The organism is Microbacterium sp. CIAB417, assembly GCF_022788845.1.
Map to the genome: position 1 here is coordinate 41,708 of NZ_JAHZUT010000012.1, position 15,859 is coordinate 57,566.

General features: G+C 68.1%; 17 protein-coding genes and 1 tRNA gene. 6 read left to right on the forward strand and 12 right to left on the reverse strand.

The window, feature by feature from the left end:
• The first annotated feature begins 114 nt into the window (after window positions 1-114).
• Window positions 115-1,059: an SDR family oxidoreductase gene (locus KYX17_RS29035; RefSeq protein WP_243232785.1), complete on the forward strand. Its 945-nt coding sequence runs from the start codon at window positions 115-117 to the stop codon at window positions 1,057-1,059.
• A gap of 236 nt (window positions 1,060-1,295) precedes the next feature.
• Here KYX17_RS29035 and KYX17_RS29040 read toward each other — a convergent pair whose 3' ends face one another.
• The 4 genes from KYX17_RS29040 to KYX17_RS29055 all read right to left on the reverse strand — a co-directional run bounded on the left by KYX17_RS29040 (window position 1,296) and on the right by KYX17_RS29055 (window position 3,986).
• Complete coding sequence (locus tag KYX17_RS29040) at window positions 1,296-1,904, reverse strand: nucleotidyltransferase domain-containing protein (RefSeq protein ID WP_243232786.1); 609 nt, start codon at window positions 1,902-1,904, stop codon at window positions 1,296-1,298.
• Between the two features lie 491 nt (window positions 1,905-2,395).
• A complete protein-coding gene (locus KYX17_RS32155) occupies window positions 2,396-3,037 on the reverse strand; it encodes a CatB-related O-acetyltransferase (protein ID WP_283818255.1) in 642 nt (213 codons plus the stop codon).
• The gene (locus KYX17_RS29050) at window positions 3,037-3,504 is read right to left on the reverse strand and encodes a DoxX family membrane protein (RefSeq protein ID WP_243232787.1); all 468 of its coding nucleotides are present in this window, start codon (window positions 3,502-3,504) and stop codon (window positions 3,037-3,039) included. Before KYX17_RS29050 ends, KYX17_RS32155 begins: the two co-directional genes overlap by 1 nt.
• A 95-nt stretch (window positions 3,505-3,599) precedes the next feature.
• Window positions 3,600-3,986: a VOC family protein gene (locus KYX17_RS29055; protein WP_243232788.1), complete on the reverse strand. Its 387-nt coding sequence runs from the start codon at window positions 3,984-3,986 to the stop codon at window positions 3,600-3,602.
• A gap of 86 nt (window positions 3,987-4,072) precedes the next feature.
• On the opposite strand from KYX17_RS29055, the gene KYX17_RS29060 reads away from it, so the two are divergent.
• On the forward strand, window positions 4,073-4,849 hold the full coding sequence (locus tag KYX17_RS29060; protein ID WP_243232789.1) for a TetR/AcrR family transcriptional regulator: 777 nt from the start codon (window positions 4,073-4,075) through the stop codon (window positions 4,847-4,849).
• 379 nt (window positions 4,850-5,228) lie between these two features.
• Here KYX17_RS29060 and KYX17_RS29065 read toward each other — a convergent pair whose 3' ends face one another.
• Complete coding sequence (locus KYX17_RS29065) at window positions 5,229-5,807, reverse strand: TetR/AcrR family transcriptional regulator (RefSeq protein ID WP_243232790.1); 579 nt, start codon at window positions 5,805-5,807, stop codon at window positions 5,229-5,231.
• 181 nt (window positions 5,808-5,988) lie between these two features.
• On the opposite strand from KYX17_RS29065, the gene KYX17_RS29070 reads away from it, so the two are divergent.
• The 4 genes from KYX17_RS29070 to KYX17_RS29085 all read left to right on the forward strand — a co-directional run bounded on the left by KYX17_RS29070 (window position 5,989) and on the right by KYX17_RS29085 (window position 10,542).
• Window positions 5,989-6,735 carry an SDR family oxidoreductase gene (locus KYX17_RS29070; protein WP_243232791.1) on the forward strand — a complete coding sequence of 249 codons (747 nt, stop codon included), beginning with the start codon at window positions 5,989-5,991 and terminating at the stop codon, window positions 6,733-6,735.
• 268 nt (window positions 6,736-7,003) lie between these two features.
• Window positions 7,004-7,432, forward strand: a complete 429-nt coding sequence (locus KYX17_RS29075; RefSeq protein ID WP_243232792.1) for a MarR family winged helix-turn-helix transcriptional regulator — start codon at window positions 7,004-7,006, stop codon at window positions 7,430-7,432.
• 63 nt (window positions 7,433-7,495) lie between these two features.
• On the forward strand, window positions 7,496-8,845 hold the full coding sequence (locus tag KYX17_RS29080; RefSeq protein ID WP_243232794.1) for an HNH endonuclease signature motif containing protein: 1,350 nt from the start codon (window positions 7,496-7,498) through the stop codon (window positions 8,843-8,845).
• Window positions 8,846-8,937: 92 nt separating this feature from the next.
• A complete protein-coding gene (locus KYX17_RS29085) occupies window positions 8,938-10,542 on the forward strand; it encodes an SPFH domain-containing protein (RefSeq protein ID WP_243232796.1) in 1,605 nt (534 codons plus the stop codon).
• Between the two features lie 63 nt (window positions 10,543-10,605).
• Here the strand turns inward: KYX17_RS29085 and KYX17_RS29090 are convergent, their stop codons facing one another.
• From KYX17_RS29090 to KYX17_RS29120, 7 genes are all read right to left on the reverse strand, one after another.
• Entirely contained in the window at window positions 10,606-11,340 is a 735-nt protein-coding gene (locus tag KYX17_RS29090; RefSeq protein ID WP_243232798.1) for an ABC transporter permease, read from the reverse strand.
• Entirely contained in the window at window positions 11,337-12,110 is a 774-nt protein-coding gene (locus KYX17_RS29095) for an ABC transporter ATP-binding protein (protein ID WP_243232799.1), read from the reverse strand. Before KYX17_RS29095 ends, KYX17_RS29090 begins: the two co-directional genes overlap by 4 nt.
• A gap of 46 nt (window positions 12,111-12,156) precedes the next feature.
• On the reverse strand, window positions 12,157-12,753 hold the full coding sequence (locus tag KYX17_RS29100; protein ID WP_243232800.1) for a TetR family transcriptional regulator: 597 nt from the start codon (window positions 12,751-12,753) through the stop codon (window positions 12,157-12,159).
• Window positions 12,754-12,796: 43 nt separating this feature from the next.
• Window positions 12,797-13,564: an AAA family ATPase gene (locus KYX17_RS29105; protein ID WP_243232801.1), complete on the reverse strand. Its 768-nt coding sequence runs from the start codon at window positions 13,562-13,564 to the stop codon at window positions 12,797-12,799.
• The gene (locus KYX17_RS29110) at window positions 13,564-15,039 is read right to left on the reverse strand and encodes an L-serine ammonia-lyase, iron-sulfur-dependent, subunit alpha (RefSeq protein WP_243232802.1); all 1,476 of its coding nucleotides are present in this window, start codon (window positions 15,037-15,039) and stop codon (window positions 13,564-13,566) included. The genes KYX17_RS29105 and KYX17_RS29110 overlap by 1 nt, the downstream gene beginning before the upstream one ends.
• A 92-nt stretch (window positions 15,040-15,131) precedes the next feature.
• Window positions 15,132-15,204 (reverse strand) — tRNA-Arg (locus tag KYX17_RS29115).
• 75 nt (window positions 15,205-15,279) lie between these two features.
• The gene (locus tag KYX17_RS29120) at window positions 15,280-15,843 is read right to left on the reverse strand and encodes an asparagine synthase (RefSeq protein WP_243232807.1); all 564 of its coding nucleotides are present in this window, start codon (window positions 15,841-15,843) and stop codon (window positions 15,280-15,282) included.
• Window positions 15,844-15,859: the final 16 nt, after the last annotated feature.

A 15,859-nucleotide genomic window follows, 5' to 3' on the forward strand; every position in this document is an offset into this window, starting at 1 on the left:
CCTCCCTCTCCGCTGTCGATCCTGACATCGGTCCCGGCGGTTATCCACTGATCGACGGGTCCTGGTTACGCGACGGCGTCCCGTCGCAGGGTGGAAGGAATCGAAGGAGCAATCATGGCACCACGGACCATCGACATCCCCGTCCCCTCTCAGCACGGACGTCGCGCGCTCGTCACCGGCGGCAGCGACGGCATCGGGCTGAGGATCGCGACTCGTCTCGCTCGCGCGGGCGCCGAGCTCGTGCTTCCGGTGCGCAACCTGCGCAAGGGAGAGGCGGCGGCGGACGGCATCCGGCAGCAGGTCCCGGAGGCGTCGGTGACGCTGATGAGCCTGGATCTGTCCTCGCTCGAATCCGTGTCCTCGCTGGGAGAGGACCTGCGTCGGGATGGCAGGCCGATCCATCTGCTGATCAACAACGCCGGAGTCATGACGCCGCCGGAGCGGCAGTCGACGGCTGACGGCTTCGAACTGCAGTTCGGCACGAACCACCTCGGCCACGTCGCCCTGGTCGCGCACCTGCTGCCGCTCCTCCAGGCCGGCAGCGCGCGCGTGACATCCCAGATCAGCGTCGCCGCGAACGAGCGCTCGATCAACTGGGACGATCTGAACTGGGAGCGCTCGTACAACGGGATGCACGCGTACAGCCAGTCGAAGATCGCGTTCGGCCTGTTCGGCCTCGAGCTGGATCGGCGCAGCGCGGCCGAGGGATGGGGCATCACGAGCAACCTCTCGCACCCCGGCGTCGCGCCGACCAGCCTGCTGGCCGCCCGCCCGGAGCTCGGCCGGGCGGACGACACCCTCGGCGTGCGGCTGATCCGCTGGGCGTCCGCGCGTGGACTCGTCGTGGGGACGCCCGATTCCGCATCCCTTCCCGCGCTCTACGCCGCGACGTCGCCGCATGCCGCGGGCCGCCGCCTGTACGGCCCGAAGGGGATCGGGCATCTCGGCGGAGCGCCGGCCGAGCAGCGGCTCTACTCCCGGCTGCGCAGCGAGGAGGAGGCCGCGCGCATCTGGAACGTCTCGCAGGAGCTGGCGGGCGTCACGCTCGCGGTTCGTTGAGCGCGGGCGCCCGACGGTCAGGTGGCAGAAAGATCTGCGCCATTGATGCATATCCATTCGGTCTAGCGAGGATACTCATCGGTTTGTACGCTGAGCGGAACCGTCCACGACAGAGAATCATCTGGAGGATGATCGATGGAGATCACGCGAAGAACCGTCCTGACCGGCGCCGCCGGCCAGGGTCGCAGTCCGGTGCGCCAGAGCATCGCGGATGACGGCGGGAGGGCGGATGCACGTCAGAGTTGCTCGATCCACGGGTGACGCGGGTGAGCAGTTTCCAGTGCGCTTCGAAGCCACGCCGAGGCTTCATCGCTCAAAGACGAGCGAGCGGCATCGAAATCCAGCTGATCCTGCGCTCGAAGTCCTGGGGCCTTGTGGAGCAGCTGGATCTCTGGGCGCAGGTAGTTCACGCCCTCCTTGGTCCAGAGAATCTTGTCGAAAGCGAGCGTGACCCTCGGGTCTCTCTTATACGTCCAACGTTCCTGCGTGCTGTCCATCAGAATGACGTCGTACTCCCAGGGGCTGGCGCCGTCGGCCCTGAGCCACAGATTGCTGCAGGTGTCCGGAACCGGTCTGGCCGGATCTGTGAGCGGAAGCAGGTCGCCTCGGTTCGCCGCCCATACGTCCAAGCGCCCGAGGACATGCGCGCGCAAAAGGTGCGCATCGGAGCGAGGGACACTCGGGTCGATGTCACCGTGCGAGCGTGAGACGCCCGTGAACGCCTCGATGGCCCACCCGCCGGCAATCCACCATGGACCTGTATAGCCCTCGAAGAGCTCAACGACATCGCGGACCGTGCGTGAATGCCACGGTCCGTAGAGTCGCACGACGTCGCTGTGGTCCACAGTGTCATGCTACGGATCTTCGGCTCGCGTATCGGTCGCGCGACTGCCCTGTAGCCGCCGTTTCCGGCGAGACCCCGACGTGTTCCGAGAGATCGACCTGCGATCTCACGAAAGTTTCGGTTGGTGGCACAGAACACCCTTGCAGGAACCGGGGCGTCATGCGTTGCCGAGGCTGACGGTTGTCTCGCAAACATGGCGGTAATCGCGCCTCACTCTCGACTGCCTGAAACGCCGGGCCGACAGTATCGGCGCCCTGGATTCCAGCAGGGGTTTCGGCAGGCGCGCGACCGGCGTGTCGCGCGCCTGCCGGTGTCCTCTGTTCATCCGCCGAAAATGATCGTTTGCGGCGGATCGCTGAGCGCGGCTCGGAACGCCTGCCGCAAACGTTCGTCGCAACCACGAACCGTCAAGGGCTTTCGGCGGGTGCCGCGGAGGTGCCGCATGTCAATGCATGGTCCCACGCGGCTGCGGGCGATCGACAGCTAGCTCCGTCAGGTTAACTCTTCCAACTCACGCGGCGTGCCCGACATAATGACGGCGGCGTGCGTGGTGATCTTCTCGACCGGCCAGTTCCACCAGCGCAGGTCGAGCAGACGCCTCACATCGTTCTCGTCGAACCGCATACGCACGGGCCGCGCCGGGTTCCCGACGACGATCTCGTACGGCCGGACGTGTTTCGTGACGACACTGCCCGCGCCGATGACCGCACCATCGCCGATGCGGACGCCGGGGAGAATGGTTGCATCGCGCCCGATCCACACGTCATTGCCGACCACGGTATCGCCGAGCTGTTCGATCGCGACGAAGGCATCGAGGGTCTTGTCCATCCATTCGCCGCCGAACATCGTGAACGGGTAGGTCGAGGGTCCAACCATCGGGTGATTTCCTCCCGGCATCAGAAAAGTGACTCCGGGTGCGATCGCGGTGACGCGGCCGATCACCAGTCGTTGCGGGCCGTAGAGGTACTTCACGTTCGCCTGTTCGAAAGGGGCACGAGCGCCATCATTGTCGTAGTAGGTGTAGTCGCCCACCTCGATCAGCGAGGTGGTGATCTCGTTTTTGAGGAAGACGACGTTCGTGAGGTCGGCGCGCGTCGACGGGGTCTTCTGGTTAGGGTCGGGGATGCGATGCATCAGTTCTCCTCTGCTGCGGTTTTGGTAAGTATGGATTCGCGAGCGCGCAAGCTCGCTGGGCGGTGATCAACAGCGACCGCTGCAGTGACAGCGAGGAAGATCAATTGGATGATCGTTCGCGGGATGAGCTGACTGCTCCACGTTTCGGTCAGTCCGGACAGCGCCGCGTGCAGATTCGCGGGGTACATCGCACAGAGAAGCACGGCCAGCCCGACTGCGGCGCCACTGGTCGTGCGTCTCCACAGGAGCCCTGCGGCGCCGGCGAGTTCGAGAATCCCGGTCAGAGAGACGAGCGCTTCGGGGTGCGCCAGACCAGGTGGAACCATCGAGACCATTTCCGCTCGCATGCCGATGAAGTGCGAGGCGCCGGTGAAGGCGAACATCGCCGCTAGCCCGAGACGCGCAGCACCCGGCCACGAGAGCGGGCTAGAGGAGCGCAGGCGTGCAGCCCAGACGGCTGCGGTCACGAGCGTGAGTATTACGAGGGGAGCCATGAACGCCCTTCCCGTGTGTCGTGTGGGCGGCGGGCTGGATCCGCCGCCCACGATGGTCAAGCGTGCGACTACTCGACTGGTGTCATCCACTGCACCAACTGATAGATGACTCCGTTCGGGTCGGCCATTTGGAAATAGCGCTCTCCCCACGGTTCGGTCTCGAGCGGCGTCACGATCTGCACTCCCTGCTGTTGGAGGCGCGCATAGTCCGCGTCGATATCAGAGACGGTGAATACGACGAGCAGGCCTGCGGCGCGGCCAGCCATGGTCTCCGGCTTGAAGGTCGACAAGCCGGTGCGCAAGTAGATCAAGTTGAAGCCGACCTCGGCGTGGGACAGGGAGCAGAAGCCGTCGGCTTCCATCTCGATGCGGAAGCCCAGGTGCGTCTGCACCCAGGCGGCCGATGCCGTCACGTCGGAGACGTTGAGCGAGATCGCGGATCCGGTGATGTTCATGTGCGAAATCCTAACTATAGCTGTACGTCGTACAACGTACCTCGTATAAGGTAGTGTGGATTGAGAACAAGCGCAAGGAGATCTTCATGACTGCGGACCGCACCGGCGGTGGGGAACCCAGCGCCACCCTCGCGTTGCTGTGGAACACGCCCGACACGACTGTTCGCCGCAAGGGCCCGGTGCGCTCAGTCACCGTTCCGCAGATCGTCGACGCCGCGCTCGCCCTCGCCGACGGCGACGGGCTGGCGGCGCTCACTATGCGGGCCGTGGCAGAGAAGGTCGGCATCTCGACAATGTCGGTATACACCTACGTACCCGGCAAGCCCGAGCTGCTCGACCTTATGGTCGACACGCTCTACGCGCGGATGAAGCGTCACGACTGGGACAGAGAACCGTGGCGTGAACGGCTCATCGCCATTGCCGAGACGAACCGGGCACTGCTCTCAGAGCATCCGTGGATGACGGAGGTCGCCGCGATCAGCCGACCACCACTCGGTCCGGGCCTCATGGCAAAGTATGAGAACGAACTCGCGGCCTTCGACAACACGGGCCTCGCGGATCTCGAGGTCGACGCGGCACTGACCTTCTTGCTGGGCTTCGTCCAGTCGCACTGCCGCACCGCGCACGACGCGCGTCGCGCCACGACGGACTCGGCAATCAATGATGCCGAGTGGTGGGCCGCGAACCAGCCGATACTTGAGCAAGCGCTCGACCCAGCTGCCTATCCGCGAGCCGTGCGCATCGGTGTCGCCGCGGGTGAATCGCAGGGCGCGGCGTGGGACGACGAGCGTTCCTGGTCCTTCGGACTCGCATGCACTCTCGATGGGCTTGCGATGCTCATCGGACCAGTGAATTGCGCCTAAGCGACTTGCTCGACCATGGCGTTGTCGCTCTTCGCGACCAATACGACCGAAACCACACCATGACCGCGGGGCAGGTTGTCCCGGCGCCCATCCAGCCGCCTTCGACAGCGGCAATCGAGATTCCAATGTCGTCAACCCAGAACGTTGCCGACATGAAGAGCCCGTCGGAGTAGACGGGTCGAACCGACCGCTGCCGATACCGATGCCGATCGTTTCCGGCGGCGTCAGTGAGGCTCGCACAATCACTGGCCGTCACCAGGGGGCATGCTCACCTGCCGTCACGGCAGAACGCGACATCTCAAGAAAGCTCGCGGAAACCATCGTCTCCGGAACACGACTGGGGGCGAGCCTCGGGGACGAGGTCCCGCTGAACGCGCGGCTAGGAGCTTGCCCGGAGGGGCTGCTCTTCCCAGTTGGAGCGGTACTCGGTGGCGGCGGCCCCCATAAGCGCGTTCGCGACGAGAGCGTCGGCGAACGCCTCGTTCAGAGGTGCGTCGGGCACGAGAAGTCTGTTGTAACAAGCTCCCCAGAGCTGGTCGACAAGAAGGTTCGCATCGACGTCGGCGCGGAGCTGTCCTCGCTCGCGCGCGCGTTCGAAGTAATCGATCGCCAGCAGCCGGCGAGGCATCGTGTACCGCTCGGACACCGCTGCGGAGAGATTCGGGTCACCTTGCGCTGCACCGATGAGCTCGGCAATCACCCGACCTGCTCCTTGATCGATCAGGAGTCGTACGAAGGAGCGCAGCTGTGCACGGATGTCGACCAGGAGGTCACCGGTGTCATGGAAGACGAGTTCCGGTTCACTCCGGGCGAAGTACGACTCCGCAGCAAGAGCGCCGGGCGACGGCCACCACTTGTAGATCGTGGTCTTGCTCGCCCCAGATCTTGCAGCGACCCGTTCGAAGGTCACCGCTCCCAGCCCCTCGGTGGCGAGCAGCTCCGACGTTGCCTCGAGCACTTCAGCGCGCACCTCAGCGGCGGGACGCCGGCCGCGTCTCGTCCGAGTCGCTGGTTCGTCTCGTTCGCTCGTCACTCTGCGGCTCAGCCCCTTCACGTTCGTTCCCTCATCATAATGGACAAGTCGTCCACATGCGGGTAGTGTTATGTGAACAGAAAGTCCACATATTGGAGGAGTCCCGATGTCCGACACCACTCAGGCCACCCCGCGCGTCGCGATCGTTACCGGAGCCTCCGGAGGCATCGGTCGCGCCGTCGCGACACGCCTGGCAGCCGATGACCTCGCGGTCGTCGCTCACTACAGCGGTAACGCAGCCAAGGCGGACGAGGCCGTCAACGCGATCACCCAGGTCGGCGGCGAGGCTATCGCCGTCGGCGGAGACGTCGCCGACGAGGTCGCGATGTCCGCCTTGTTCGAGACCGCCATGACCCGCTTCGGTGGCGTCGACGTGGTGGTCAACACGGCCGGGATCATGCCTCTCGCACCGATCGCCGAGATGGACCTCGACACGTTCGACCGCATCCAGCGCGTCAACGTCCGCGGCACCTTCGTCATCGACCAGCTAGCGGCTCGCCACGTTCGCTCCGGTGGCGCCATCATCAACTACTCGACCAGCATCACGCGCCTGCAGATGCCGAACTACGGCGCGTACGCAGCGTCGAAGGGTGCGGTCGAGGCCCTCACTCTGATCCTCGCCCGCGAGCTCCGCGGACGCGACATCACCGTCAACGCGGTCGCTCCCGGCCCGACCGCCACCCCACTGTTCTTCGAGGGCAAGCCCCAGCAGGTCATCGACCACATCGCGTCGCTGAACCCGATGGAGCGGCTCGGCACGCCCGAGGACATCGCAGAGGTCACCGCATTCCTCGCCGGCCCCGGCCGCTGGGTCAACGGCCAGGTGCTCTATGCCAACGGCGGAGCGGCCTGATTGCCGGGCAACCGCAATCAATGATCGGTTTAGACGCCAGTCATCCCCATCACCGGTGCCGCTCGGTATCGCGCGTTCGACGACTCGCGAACGGAATTCCGTGATCAAACCGTTGCATTCGTTACCACGCCGTTATAGAGTGTTCGCACGGTGAATGTTTGCTGTGGCATCCACCGCATGTGATTGCAGGACACTCTTGGTGCAAGGGACAAGGGCCGGTCGGGAGCCTCTCCGACCGGCCCTTCACCGTTCCCGCTACGCTGAGATCGTGACCGACCGGAACCTCGCCATCGCCGCCTGGGAGAGCCTGTTCCGCGCCCAGCACGAGCTGTTCACCGCGATGTCGGCGGACTTCGACGGGACCGATCTCGCCCAGGGCGAGTACGACGTGCTGCTCACCGTCACCCGAGCGCCGGACATGACGGCGCGACTGCGGGACATCACCCAGAACCTGCTCATCAGCCAGCCCAGCGTCTCGCGTCTCATCGATCGCATGGTCGCGCGCGAACTGGTCACGAAGCTGCCCGACCCCGAGGACGGGCGCGGTGCACTGATCCGCGCCACGGATGCCGGAGCCCGCGCCTTCCGCCGCATCGCCACGGTGCACGGCCGCTCGATCGCCGAACGAATGTCAGCCCTCGACGACGAGCAGTTGCGAACCCTCCTCAGCCTCACGGAGCGCCTGCGCGACCGCTGAACATTCGAATATTTCTTTCGAACATCTCTTCCCTTTTCGCCTCCCCGACGGTAGTCTGGATTCATGACGACGACGCATCTGGAAGCTCTGCACGCGGCGGTCTCCCGCCTCGACGCGGTGTGGACGGATGCTGAGGACGCGGCGGGCCTCGACCGGGCGGCTCTGATCGCCGCCAACGAGACGCTGGGCACGCTCAACCGCGTGGTGACCGCACTTCAGGCCGAGGTCGCGGCCGGCATCGCGCACGAATCTCGAGCCGAGTTGGGCTCCGAGTCCCTGGCGAAGCAGCACGGGTTCCGCACCGCGGCGCGTCTGGTCGCCGCCGTGACCGGCGCCAGCGCGGGAGACGCATCCCGGCTGGTCGCGGTCGGCGCGGCCACAGCGCCGCGTTCGGACCTGCTCGGTGCTCCCCTGCCGGCGAAGTACCCCGCTGTGCAACGCGCCCTCACCGATGGCTCCGTCAGCGTCGCGGCGGCCGCGCTCATCATCGCCCTCCTCGACCGGGTCCGGCTGAAGATCGACAGCGACCGGGTCCAGCAGGCCGAGGCTCTGCTGGTGGAGAAGGCTCCAGGACTGTCGCTGGACGAGGTCCGCAGACTCGTCACACGGGCGGAGGCGTTCCTGGATCCGGACGGTGTCGCGCCGCGCGAGGAGTCCGCCCGCGCGCAGAACTCGTTGACCTTCTACGAGCGGGACGGACGACTGCGCCTGGACGGCGACTTCGACATCGAATCCGGCGCACCCATCAAAGCCGCGCTCGAGGGATACGTCACGGCCGTGTTCGCCGCACGCGCGAAGACCCTCGACCCGAACGCGCCGGATGCCGATCGGCGGACGATCCGTCAGCTGCAGGCCGACGCTCTCTCCTCCCTGTGTGCCCACGCCCTCGGTTGCGACGATGACGCCCCTGCCCTTGCCGGAGCCACCGTCATCGTCCGCGTCAACCTGGACGACCTCACCACCGGCACCGGATACGGCACCATCGACGGCATCGACCAACCCATCAGCATCGGCGCCATCCGCCGCATGGCCGCAAACGGCGGCATCATCCCCACCGTCCTCAACACCGACAGCGACATCCTCGACTGGGGACGCGAGAAACGCCTCTTCACCCGCACCCAACGCCTCGCCCTCACCGAACGAGACGGCGGATGCGCCATGTGCACCCTCCCACCCTCCATGACCCGCGCCCACCACATCAACTGGTGGAACCGCGACCACGGCACCACCGACCTCAACAACGGCATCCTCCTCTGCGACAACTGCCACCACCGCATCCACGACAACGACTGGACCATCCACATCGACGGCACCAGCACCACCGCCCACGTCTGGTTCATCCCCCCACCCCACATCGACCCCACCCGCACCCCACGCCTCGGCGGCACCGCCCGCTACACCCTCGCCGCCTGACAACCCAGGCGCACACACGCGCGTGCGGCCCATCTGGCATAGTCGAAGCCATTGGTCTCCGCTCAGGGCGGAGACGGGGAGGGAAACACAACATGGAGTTCGCCGGACTGGTCGGCATCCTCGTTCTCGTCGGCATCGGCGTCGTGATCGTCATCGTGGTGGCGCTCATCGCCCTGCTGCTGGCGCGCAGCTGGATCAAGGTCGCCCGCGCCGACGAGGCGCTCGTCATCTCGGGACGCAAGCAGAAGGTGCAGCGCGCCGTCATCGCGGCGGACGGCTCGAGCCGCTCGGAGATGTCGGAATCGCCCGTCACCGTCATCGTGAACGGCAAGTCGCTCGTGAACCCGATCACGCAGCGGCACGAGATCATCTCGCTGCGCTCGCGCCAGGTCTCGCTCAACGCCGAGGCGCAGTCGCTCGACAACGTCACCCTCAACGTCGACGGCGTCGCGATCGTCAAGATCGGCTCCGACCCGCTGTACGTGCGTCGCGCCGCCGAGCGCTTCGCCTCCCAGGACAAGGCGATCGAGCAGTTCACCACCGAACAGCTCGAAGGTGCCCTGCGCGGCATCGTCGCCACCCTGTCGGTCGTCGAGCTCATGCGCGAGCGCAAGAAGTTCTCCGACCAGATCGCCGCCGACGTCTCACAGGAGCTCGCCGAGCAGGGCCTGATCCTGGACTCCTTCCAGATCAAGGGCATCACCGACAAGGTCGGCTACATCCAGTCGCTCGGCGCCCCCGAGATCCAGGCGAAGCGACAGGCCGCCGAGATCGCCCAGACCAACGCCGACCGCGCGATCAACCAGAAGAACATCGCGAACCAGGAAGCGAACCTCATCGAGCAGACCGCGCTCGACACGAACACGGCGAACGCCGATGCGGGCGTCGGCCGCGCCCGCGCCGAAGCCGAGCAGGCCGAGCAGCTCGCCCGCGCCCAGGCCGAGCAGGCCGTCCTTCAGCAGCAGGCCGAGAACAAGCAGGCCCAGCTGGACGCCGACGTCAAGCGCGTCGCCGACGCCCAGCGCTACGAGGCCGAGACGCGCGCGCAGGCCGAGCTCTACACGCGCGAGAAGGCGGCCGAGGCGGCCGCGATCGAGCAGGTCAAGCAAGCCGAGGCGCGCACCCGCATCGCCGAGCAGCAGGCCCAGGCCGACAAGGCCCGCGCCGATGGTGAAGCCGCCGCCGCAGTCGCCAAGGCGACCGGTGAGGCCGACGCCCTGCGTGCCCAGGCCGAGGCGGAGGCCGAAGCCCGCCGCCTGCGTGCGAACGCCGAGGCCGACGCGATCCGCGCCGAGGGTGAGGCGCGCGCCGCCGCCGTCGAAGCCGAGGCGAAGGCCATCGCCTCCAACCAGGACGCCTTCCTGTCGCAGCGCGTCATCGAAGTGCTCCCCACGATCATGGGCGAGTTCTCGAAGGGCTACGCCGCGATCGGCAACGTGTCGATCATCGGAGGCTCCGGAGAGGACGGCGCCTCGGGCGTCATCGGCGGCGACAGCGCCAAGGCACTGAAGTCCGTCTTCGACAGCGTGAGCTCGGCCACCGGCCTGGATCTCGCCGCCATCATCCAGGGCCAGGCCGTCGGCCGCGGCATCGGCGAGGGCGTCGCCCAGGCCGCAACGACGGCCACGACCGCCACGACGCCGCCGAAGCGCACGCCGGACGCCGCTCCCCCGCCGCCGCCCGCCTCGGTGGAGTGAGTCGCGTGAGGGCGCCGGTCGAGGTCTCGATCGGCGCCCTCGGCGTCTTCCGCGGAGACAGTTCTACGGCGTTCGGCGCCGCAGCGTCAGCGACGCCAGCCCCAGCGCGGCCACCGCGAACGCGACGACGATGAGCATCGGACCGAACACGTCCCAGCCCTCGTCCCCCGCCGCGACCGCGTTGATCGTGTCGATCGCGTAGCTCAGCGGCAGCCAGTCCGAGATCGCGTACAGCACGTCCGGCATCTGATCGCGCGGCATGAACAGGCCGCCCAGGATGATCTGCGGGAACACCAGCAGAGGCATGAACTGCACGGCTTGGAACTCGGTCTGCGCGAACGCGCTGGCCAGCAGGCCCAGGGCCGTGCCGAGCAGCGCGTCCACGACCGCGACGAGGCCCAGCTGCCAGAGCGGACCGTCGACGTCGAGTCCGCACACCCACACCGCGAACGACACCGTGATCACCGCCTGCAGCAGTGCCATCAGGCCGAACGCGAGCGCGTATCCCAGGATGAAGTCCGCCTTGCCGAGCGGTGTCGTCATCAGCCGCTCCAGCGTCCCCGAACGCCGCTCGCGCAGCGTCGTGATCGAAGTGATCAGGAACATCACGATGAAGGGGAACAGCGCCAAGATCGCCCCGCCGAACTGGTCGAAGACGCCCTCCTGATCGCTGAACAGCCACGCGAACAGCCCCACCAGCAGGCTCGGCGCGACGAGCATCAGCGCGATCGATCGCGGATCGTGCCGCAGCTGCCCGAGGACTCGTCCCGCCGTCGCCAGCATCCTCAGCCCGTTCATGCCTCGTCCTCCGCCCGGTCCGCCCGGCGCGTCCGTCGCGTCGCCCGATGCTGCTGCACGTCGCGTTCGACGAGCGCGAGGAACGCGGCATCCGGATCGTCCGCGCCGGTCTCGGTCAGCAGCTCGTTGGGGGTCGTGTCGGCGATGAGCCGGCCCGCCCTCATCAGCAGCAGGCGGTCGCATCGCAGCGCCTCGTCCATGACGTGGCTGGAGATGAGCATCGTCACCCCGTCGTCCGCGAGGGAGCGGAACAGTTCCCACAGCTCGGCGCGCAGCACCGGATCCAGCCCCACGGTCGGCTCGTCCAGCACGATGAGCTCGGGCGACCCGATCAGAGCCATCCCGAGGGAGACGCGGCTCTCCTGTCCGCCGCTGAGCGAGTCCACGGTCTGGCCGGCCTGGTCGCTCAGGCCGACCAGGTCGATCACCCGGTCGACGTCCGAGCGCGGCGCTTTCAGGAGCGCCGCGACGTAGCGCAGGTTCTGCCGCACGGTGAGGTCGCCGTACACCGCCGCCCCCTGCGTGCCGTACGCGACGCGCGTGCGCAGCGCGCGGGTGCCGGCCGGCTCCCCCAACACGGTCACGGTCCCGGACGCGACGCGCTGCACCCCGACGATCGACCGCATGAGGGTCGTCTTGCCGCATCCCGAGGGACCGAGCAGGCCTGTGATCCGGCCCCGCGCGATCGACACGTCCAGCCCGTCGAACATGCGCACGTGTCCGCGCTGAACGCGAAGCTGCGAGACCTCGACAGCCGCTTTATTCATCATGTGATGAATTCTTCACCTGGGCTGCTCCGCCGTCAAGGGCGATCGCTCAGTCGAAGAGGTAGCGCTGCACGGTCGGCCCCACCCGCGCGACGAGCTCGTCGACGGATGCCGCGGCGATCGGCGGGATCCTCAGCAGATACCGCGTCAGCAGCATCCCGCCGATCTGCGAGGCGACCAGGCTCGCGCGCAGGTCGGCGTCCGGAACGCCGAGGGTCCGCGCGATCCGCCCGATCAGCTCCCGCGACAGGAACCCGGACAGCACCGGAGTCGTGAGCCGGCTGCTGATCGCCGTCCGCATGAGCATCACGCCCCGGCGCTGCACCTCCGGCTTCTCGAAGGCTTCGAGCACGTAGCGCACCAGGCGCTCGCCGACCTCCTCCCGGGGTCCGGCGATGATCGCGGGGACGTCGACGTCGGGGCGCAGCGGGATCCCGACGGCCTCGGCGAACAGATCCGCCTTGGTGCCGAAGTAGTGGTGTACCAGCGCGGAATCCACACCGGCGCGACCGGCGATCGACCGGATCGTGGCGCCGTCGTATCCCTGCTCACCGAACTCGTCGACGGCCGCGGCGATGATCCGGGCGCGCGCGTCGGATCGACCCCGCGGGCGCCCTCGTCGCCGCGGTGCACTCGCCTCCGTCATGCCGCCAGCCTACTCAGCGCCGAGGCCGCGACACGACGGCGGGTCAGTCCAGGAGATGCCGCAGATACCGCGGCGGCGAGTCGAGGAACGAGCGCCAGTGGCTCACGAGCTCGAGCCCGTCCCACTCCGCCTCGCGGATGCCCCACTCCCCCACCTCGAGGATCCGCGCCCCGGGGAGCGCGGCCAGCACCGGGGAGTGCGTCGCGCACAGCACCTGGCCGCCGTCGTCGGCGATGCGGCGGAGCACCGCGATGAGTGCGAGCGTCGACTGGAACGACAGCGCCGCCTCCGGCTCGTCCAGACAGTAGAAGCCGGGCTCGTCGAAACGGCTGTCCAGGAGGGCGAGGAACGACTCTCCGTGGCTCATCTCGTGGAAGGGGACGTCGGGCGCGCGCAGCGACGGGTTCTTCTCGAGATACGTGTAGAAGGAGTGCATGGTCTCGGCCCGCAGGAAGAATCCCCAGCGGCTCGCGCCGATGCCGCGCTGCAGCCGCAGCCAGTCCGAGAGCGGCGATTCGGTCGGGCGCGTGCTGTGCTGCGCCTGACGCGAGCCGCCCTCGGGGGACAGCCCGTACGCGACGGCGATGCCCTCCACGATCGTCGACTTCCCGCTGCCGTTCTCCCCGACGAGGAACGTCACCCCTGGCGAGAGGTCGATGCCCTCGCGCAGCACCTGCGCGACCGCAGGGATGCTCGTGGGCCAGCGGCCGCCCGGGGCCGGGGCGTCGTCTGTCGCCCGCACGGACACGACCGGCTGCTCGCGGCGCCGTCGGCTGCCCGGCGCCCAGATCGACTCGGAGGCGTCCCTCATCAGCACTCGATCACGTTGACCGCGAGCCCGCCCTCGCTGGTCTCCTTGTACTTGGTCGACATGTCCAGGCCCGTCTGGCGCATGGTCTCGACGACGGCATCCAGGGACACGTAGTGCCGGCCGTCGCCGCGCAGCGCCAGTCGGGCGGCGGTCACGGCCGTCGACGCCGCGATCGCGTTGCGCTCGATGCACGGGATCTGCACGAGCCCGCCGATCGGATCGCACGTCAGCCCCAGGTGGTGCTCCATGGCGATCTCGGCGGCGTTCTCGATCTGGCGGTTGGTGCCGCCCATCACGGCCGTCAGTCCCCCGGCGGCCATGGCGCACGCCGACCCGACCTCGGCCTGGCATCCGCCCTCGGCACCGGAGATCGACGCGTTGGCCTTGAAGAGCGAGCCGAGCGCCGTGGCGGTCAGCAGGAAGCGCCGGATGCCGCGACGCCGGTTCGCCTCGGCGATCGCCGCGTCGTCGGCCACCGCGTCGTCGGCGGGCTCGGCCGGCGACTGCAGCAGCGCGCTGCCGACGAGCTCGCCGTGCGGGGTGACGGCGTTTCCCGACCCGAGTCCGGAGTCGGCGAGGAAGCGCCACCAGTACATCGCCACGGCGGGGAGGATGCCGGCGGCGCCGTTCGTCGGAGCCGTCACGACGCGCCCGCCCGCGGCGTTCTCCTCGTTCACTGCCAGCGCGAACGCGCCCAGCCACTCCCCCGGGATCTCCCGTCCGCCCTCGGCCTCGGCGGCCTCGAGCTGCGCGCGGATCACCGCGGCGCGCCGCTTCACCTTCAGGATGCCGGGGAGAACGCCCTCGGCGTGCAGGCCGGCGTCCACGCATCCGGCCATGGCGTCCCAGACGGCGTCCAGCCCCGCCGCCACCTCGGCCTCGTCGCGCAGAGCCGTCTCGTTGCGCCGGGCGAGCTCGGCGATCGTCAGGCCGTGCTCGTCGCACAACTCGAGCAGCGTCGCGGCGTCGTCGTACGCGAACGGCAGCGGCGCCGTCGCGATCCGACCCGCCTCGCCCTCGCGCCGGATGAATCCGCCGCCGACCGAGTAGTAGGTCTCCTCGGCGACGACCTCGCCGCCCGAACCGTGCGCCGTGATCGTCATGGCGTTCGGATGCCCCGGCAGCCGCGTCCGCGGGGCGAACACGATGTCCTCCTTGGCGAACGCGACGGGATGGACTCCGGCCAGGTGCAGCGCGGCACCGTCCGGAAAGTCCGCCCACGCGCGGCGTACGCCGACCGGGTCGCACGTCTCCGGGCTCAGCCCTCGGAGGCCCGCGACGACCGCGTCCGGGGTGCCGTGGCCGATGCCGGTCGCTCCGAGCGACCCGTACAGCGTGCAGGTGACGCGCGCCACGGCATCCAGCGGCGTCCGGTCGACGAAGTCCAGCGCCGCTCGCATCGGTCCCACCGTGTGGGAGCTCGACGGCCCCACGCCGACGGAGAACAGGTCGAAAGCCGAGACGTACGCAGTCACCGTCCCAGGCTACGCTCGAGAGCAGACGTCCGGAAAAGAGAGAACCCCCGCCGCTTCCGCGACGGGGGTTTCAATACTGTCTCAACACAGTGCGCGCCCCGAGGGACTCGAACCCCCAACCTTCTGATCCGTAGTCAGATGCTCTATCCATTGAGCTAGGGGCGCACGGCCTGTTCCGCTGAACGCTTTCCGGGCCGTCGTCAAGAATACATGAGGAACCGCGCCGGAGCGAATCGAGCCTCAGGCGGACTCGGCCTGCCGCTTGCGCCGCGCCCGCTGCTCGGAGGACAGCGCCTGCAGGTCGACCAGGCGCAGCGCCTGCATGCGCGCTTCGCGCATGGTCTCGTACTCCGGATCCTGATCGGGCCGCATGCCCTCGACCCGCAGACGCCGATCGAGATTGTGGCGCACGTCCGCCCACGCGGCCTCGCGCGCCTCCTCCACGAGTGCGCGAAGCCGGTCGTCGTCCTCGGCCATCGCCCGCAGCCGCGTGGCGACGCCCGCGGACTGCTTCGCCCTGCGGCGGAGGTTGCGCACATCGCGATCCCGGTAGTCGTGCGTGCCAGACGGGTCCGAATGCCGCCCCCTGGCGCGCTTGCGGAGCTTCGTCACCAGCTCGGCGGCGTCCTCGGACTCCTGCGCCATGGCGAGCAGCGATTGACGCGCGTCGTCGAGATAGCGATCGGTGTCGAACACGCCGCCCTGCGCGATGGTGCCGACGAGGATGTGGTTCTTCACCGCCAGCCGGGTCGCGGCCGTGGCGATGGCGACGCCCTCTGCGATGGCATCCGCTGTCCGACCCACGACGACCTCCTCCCTG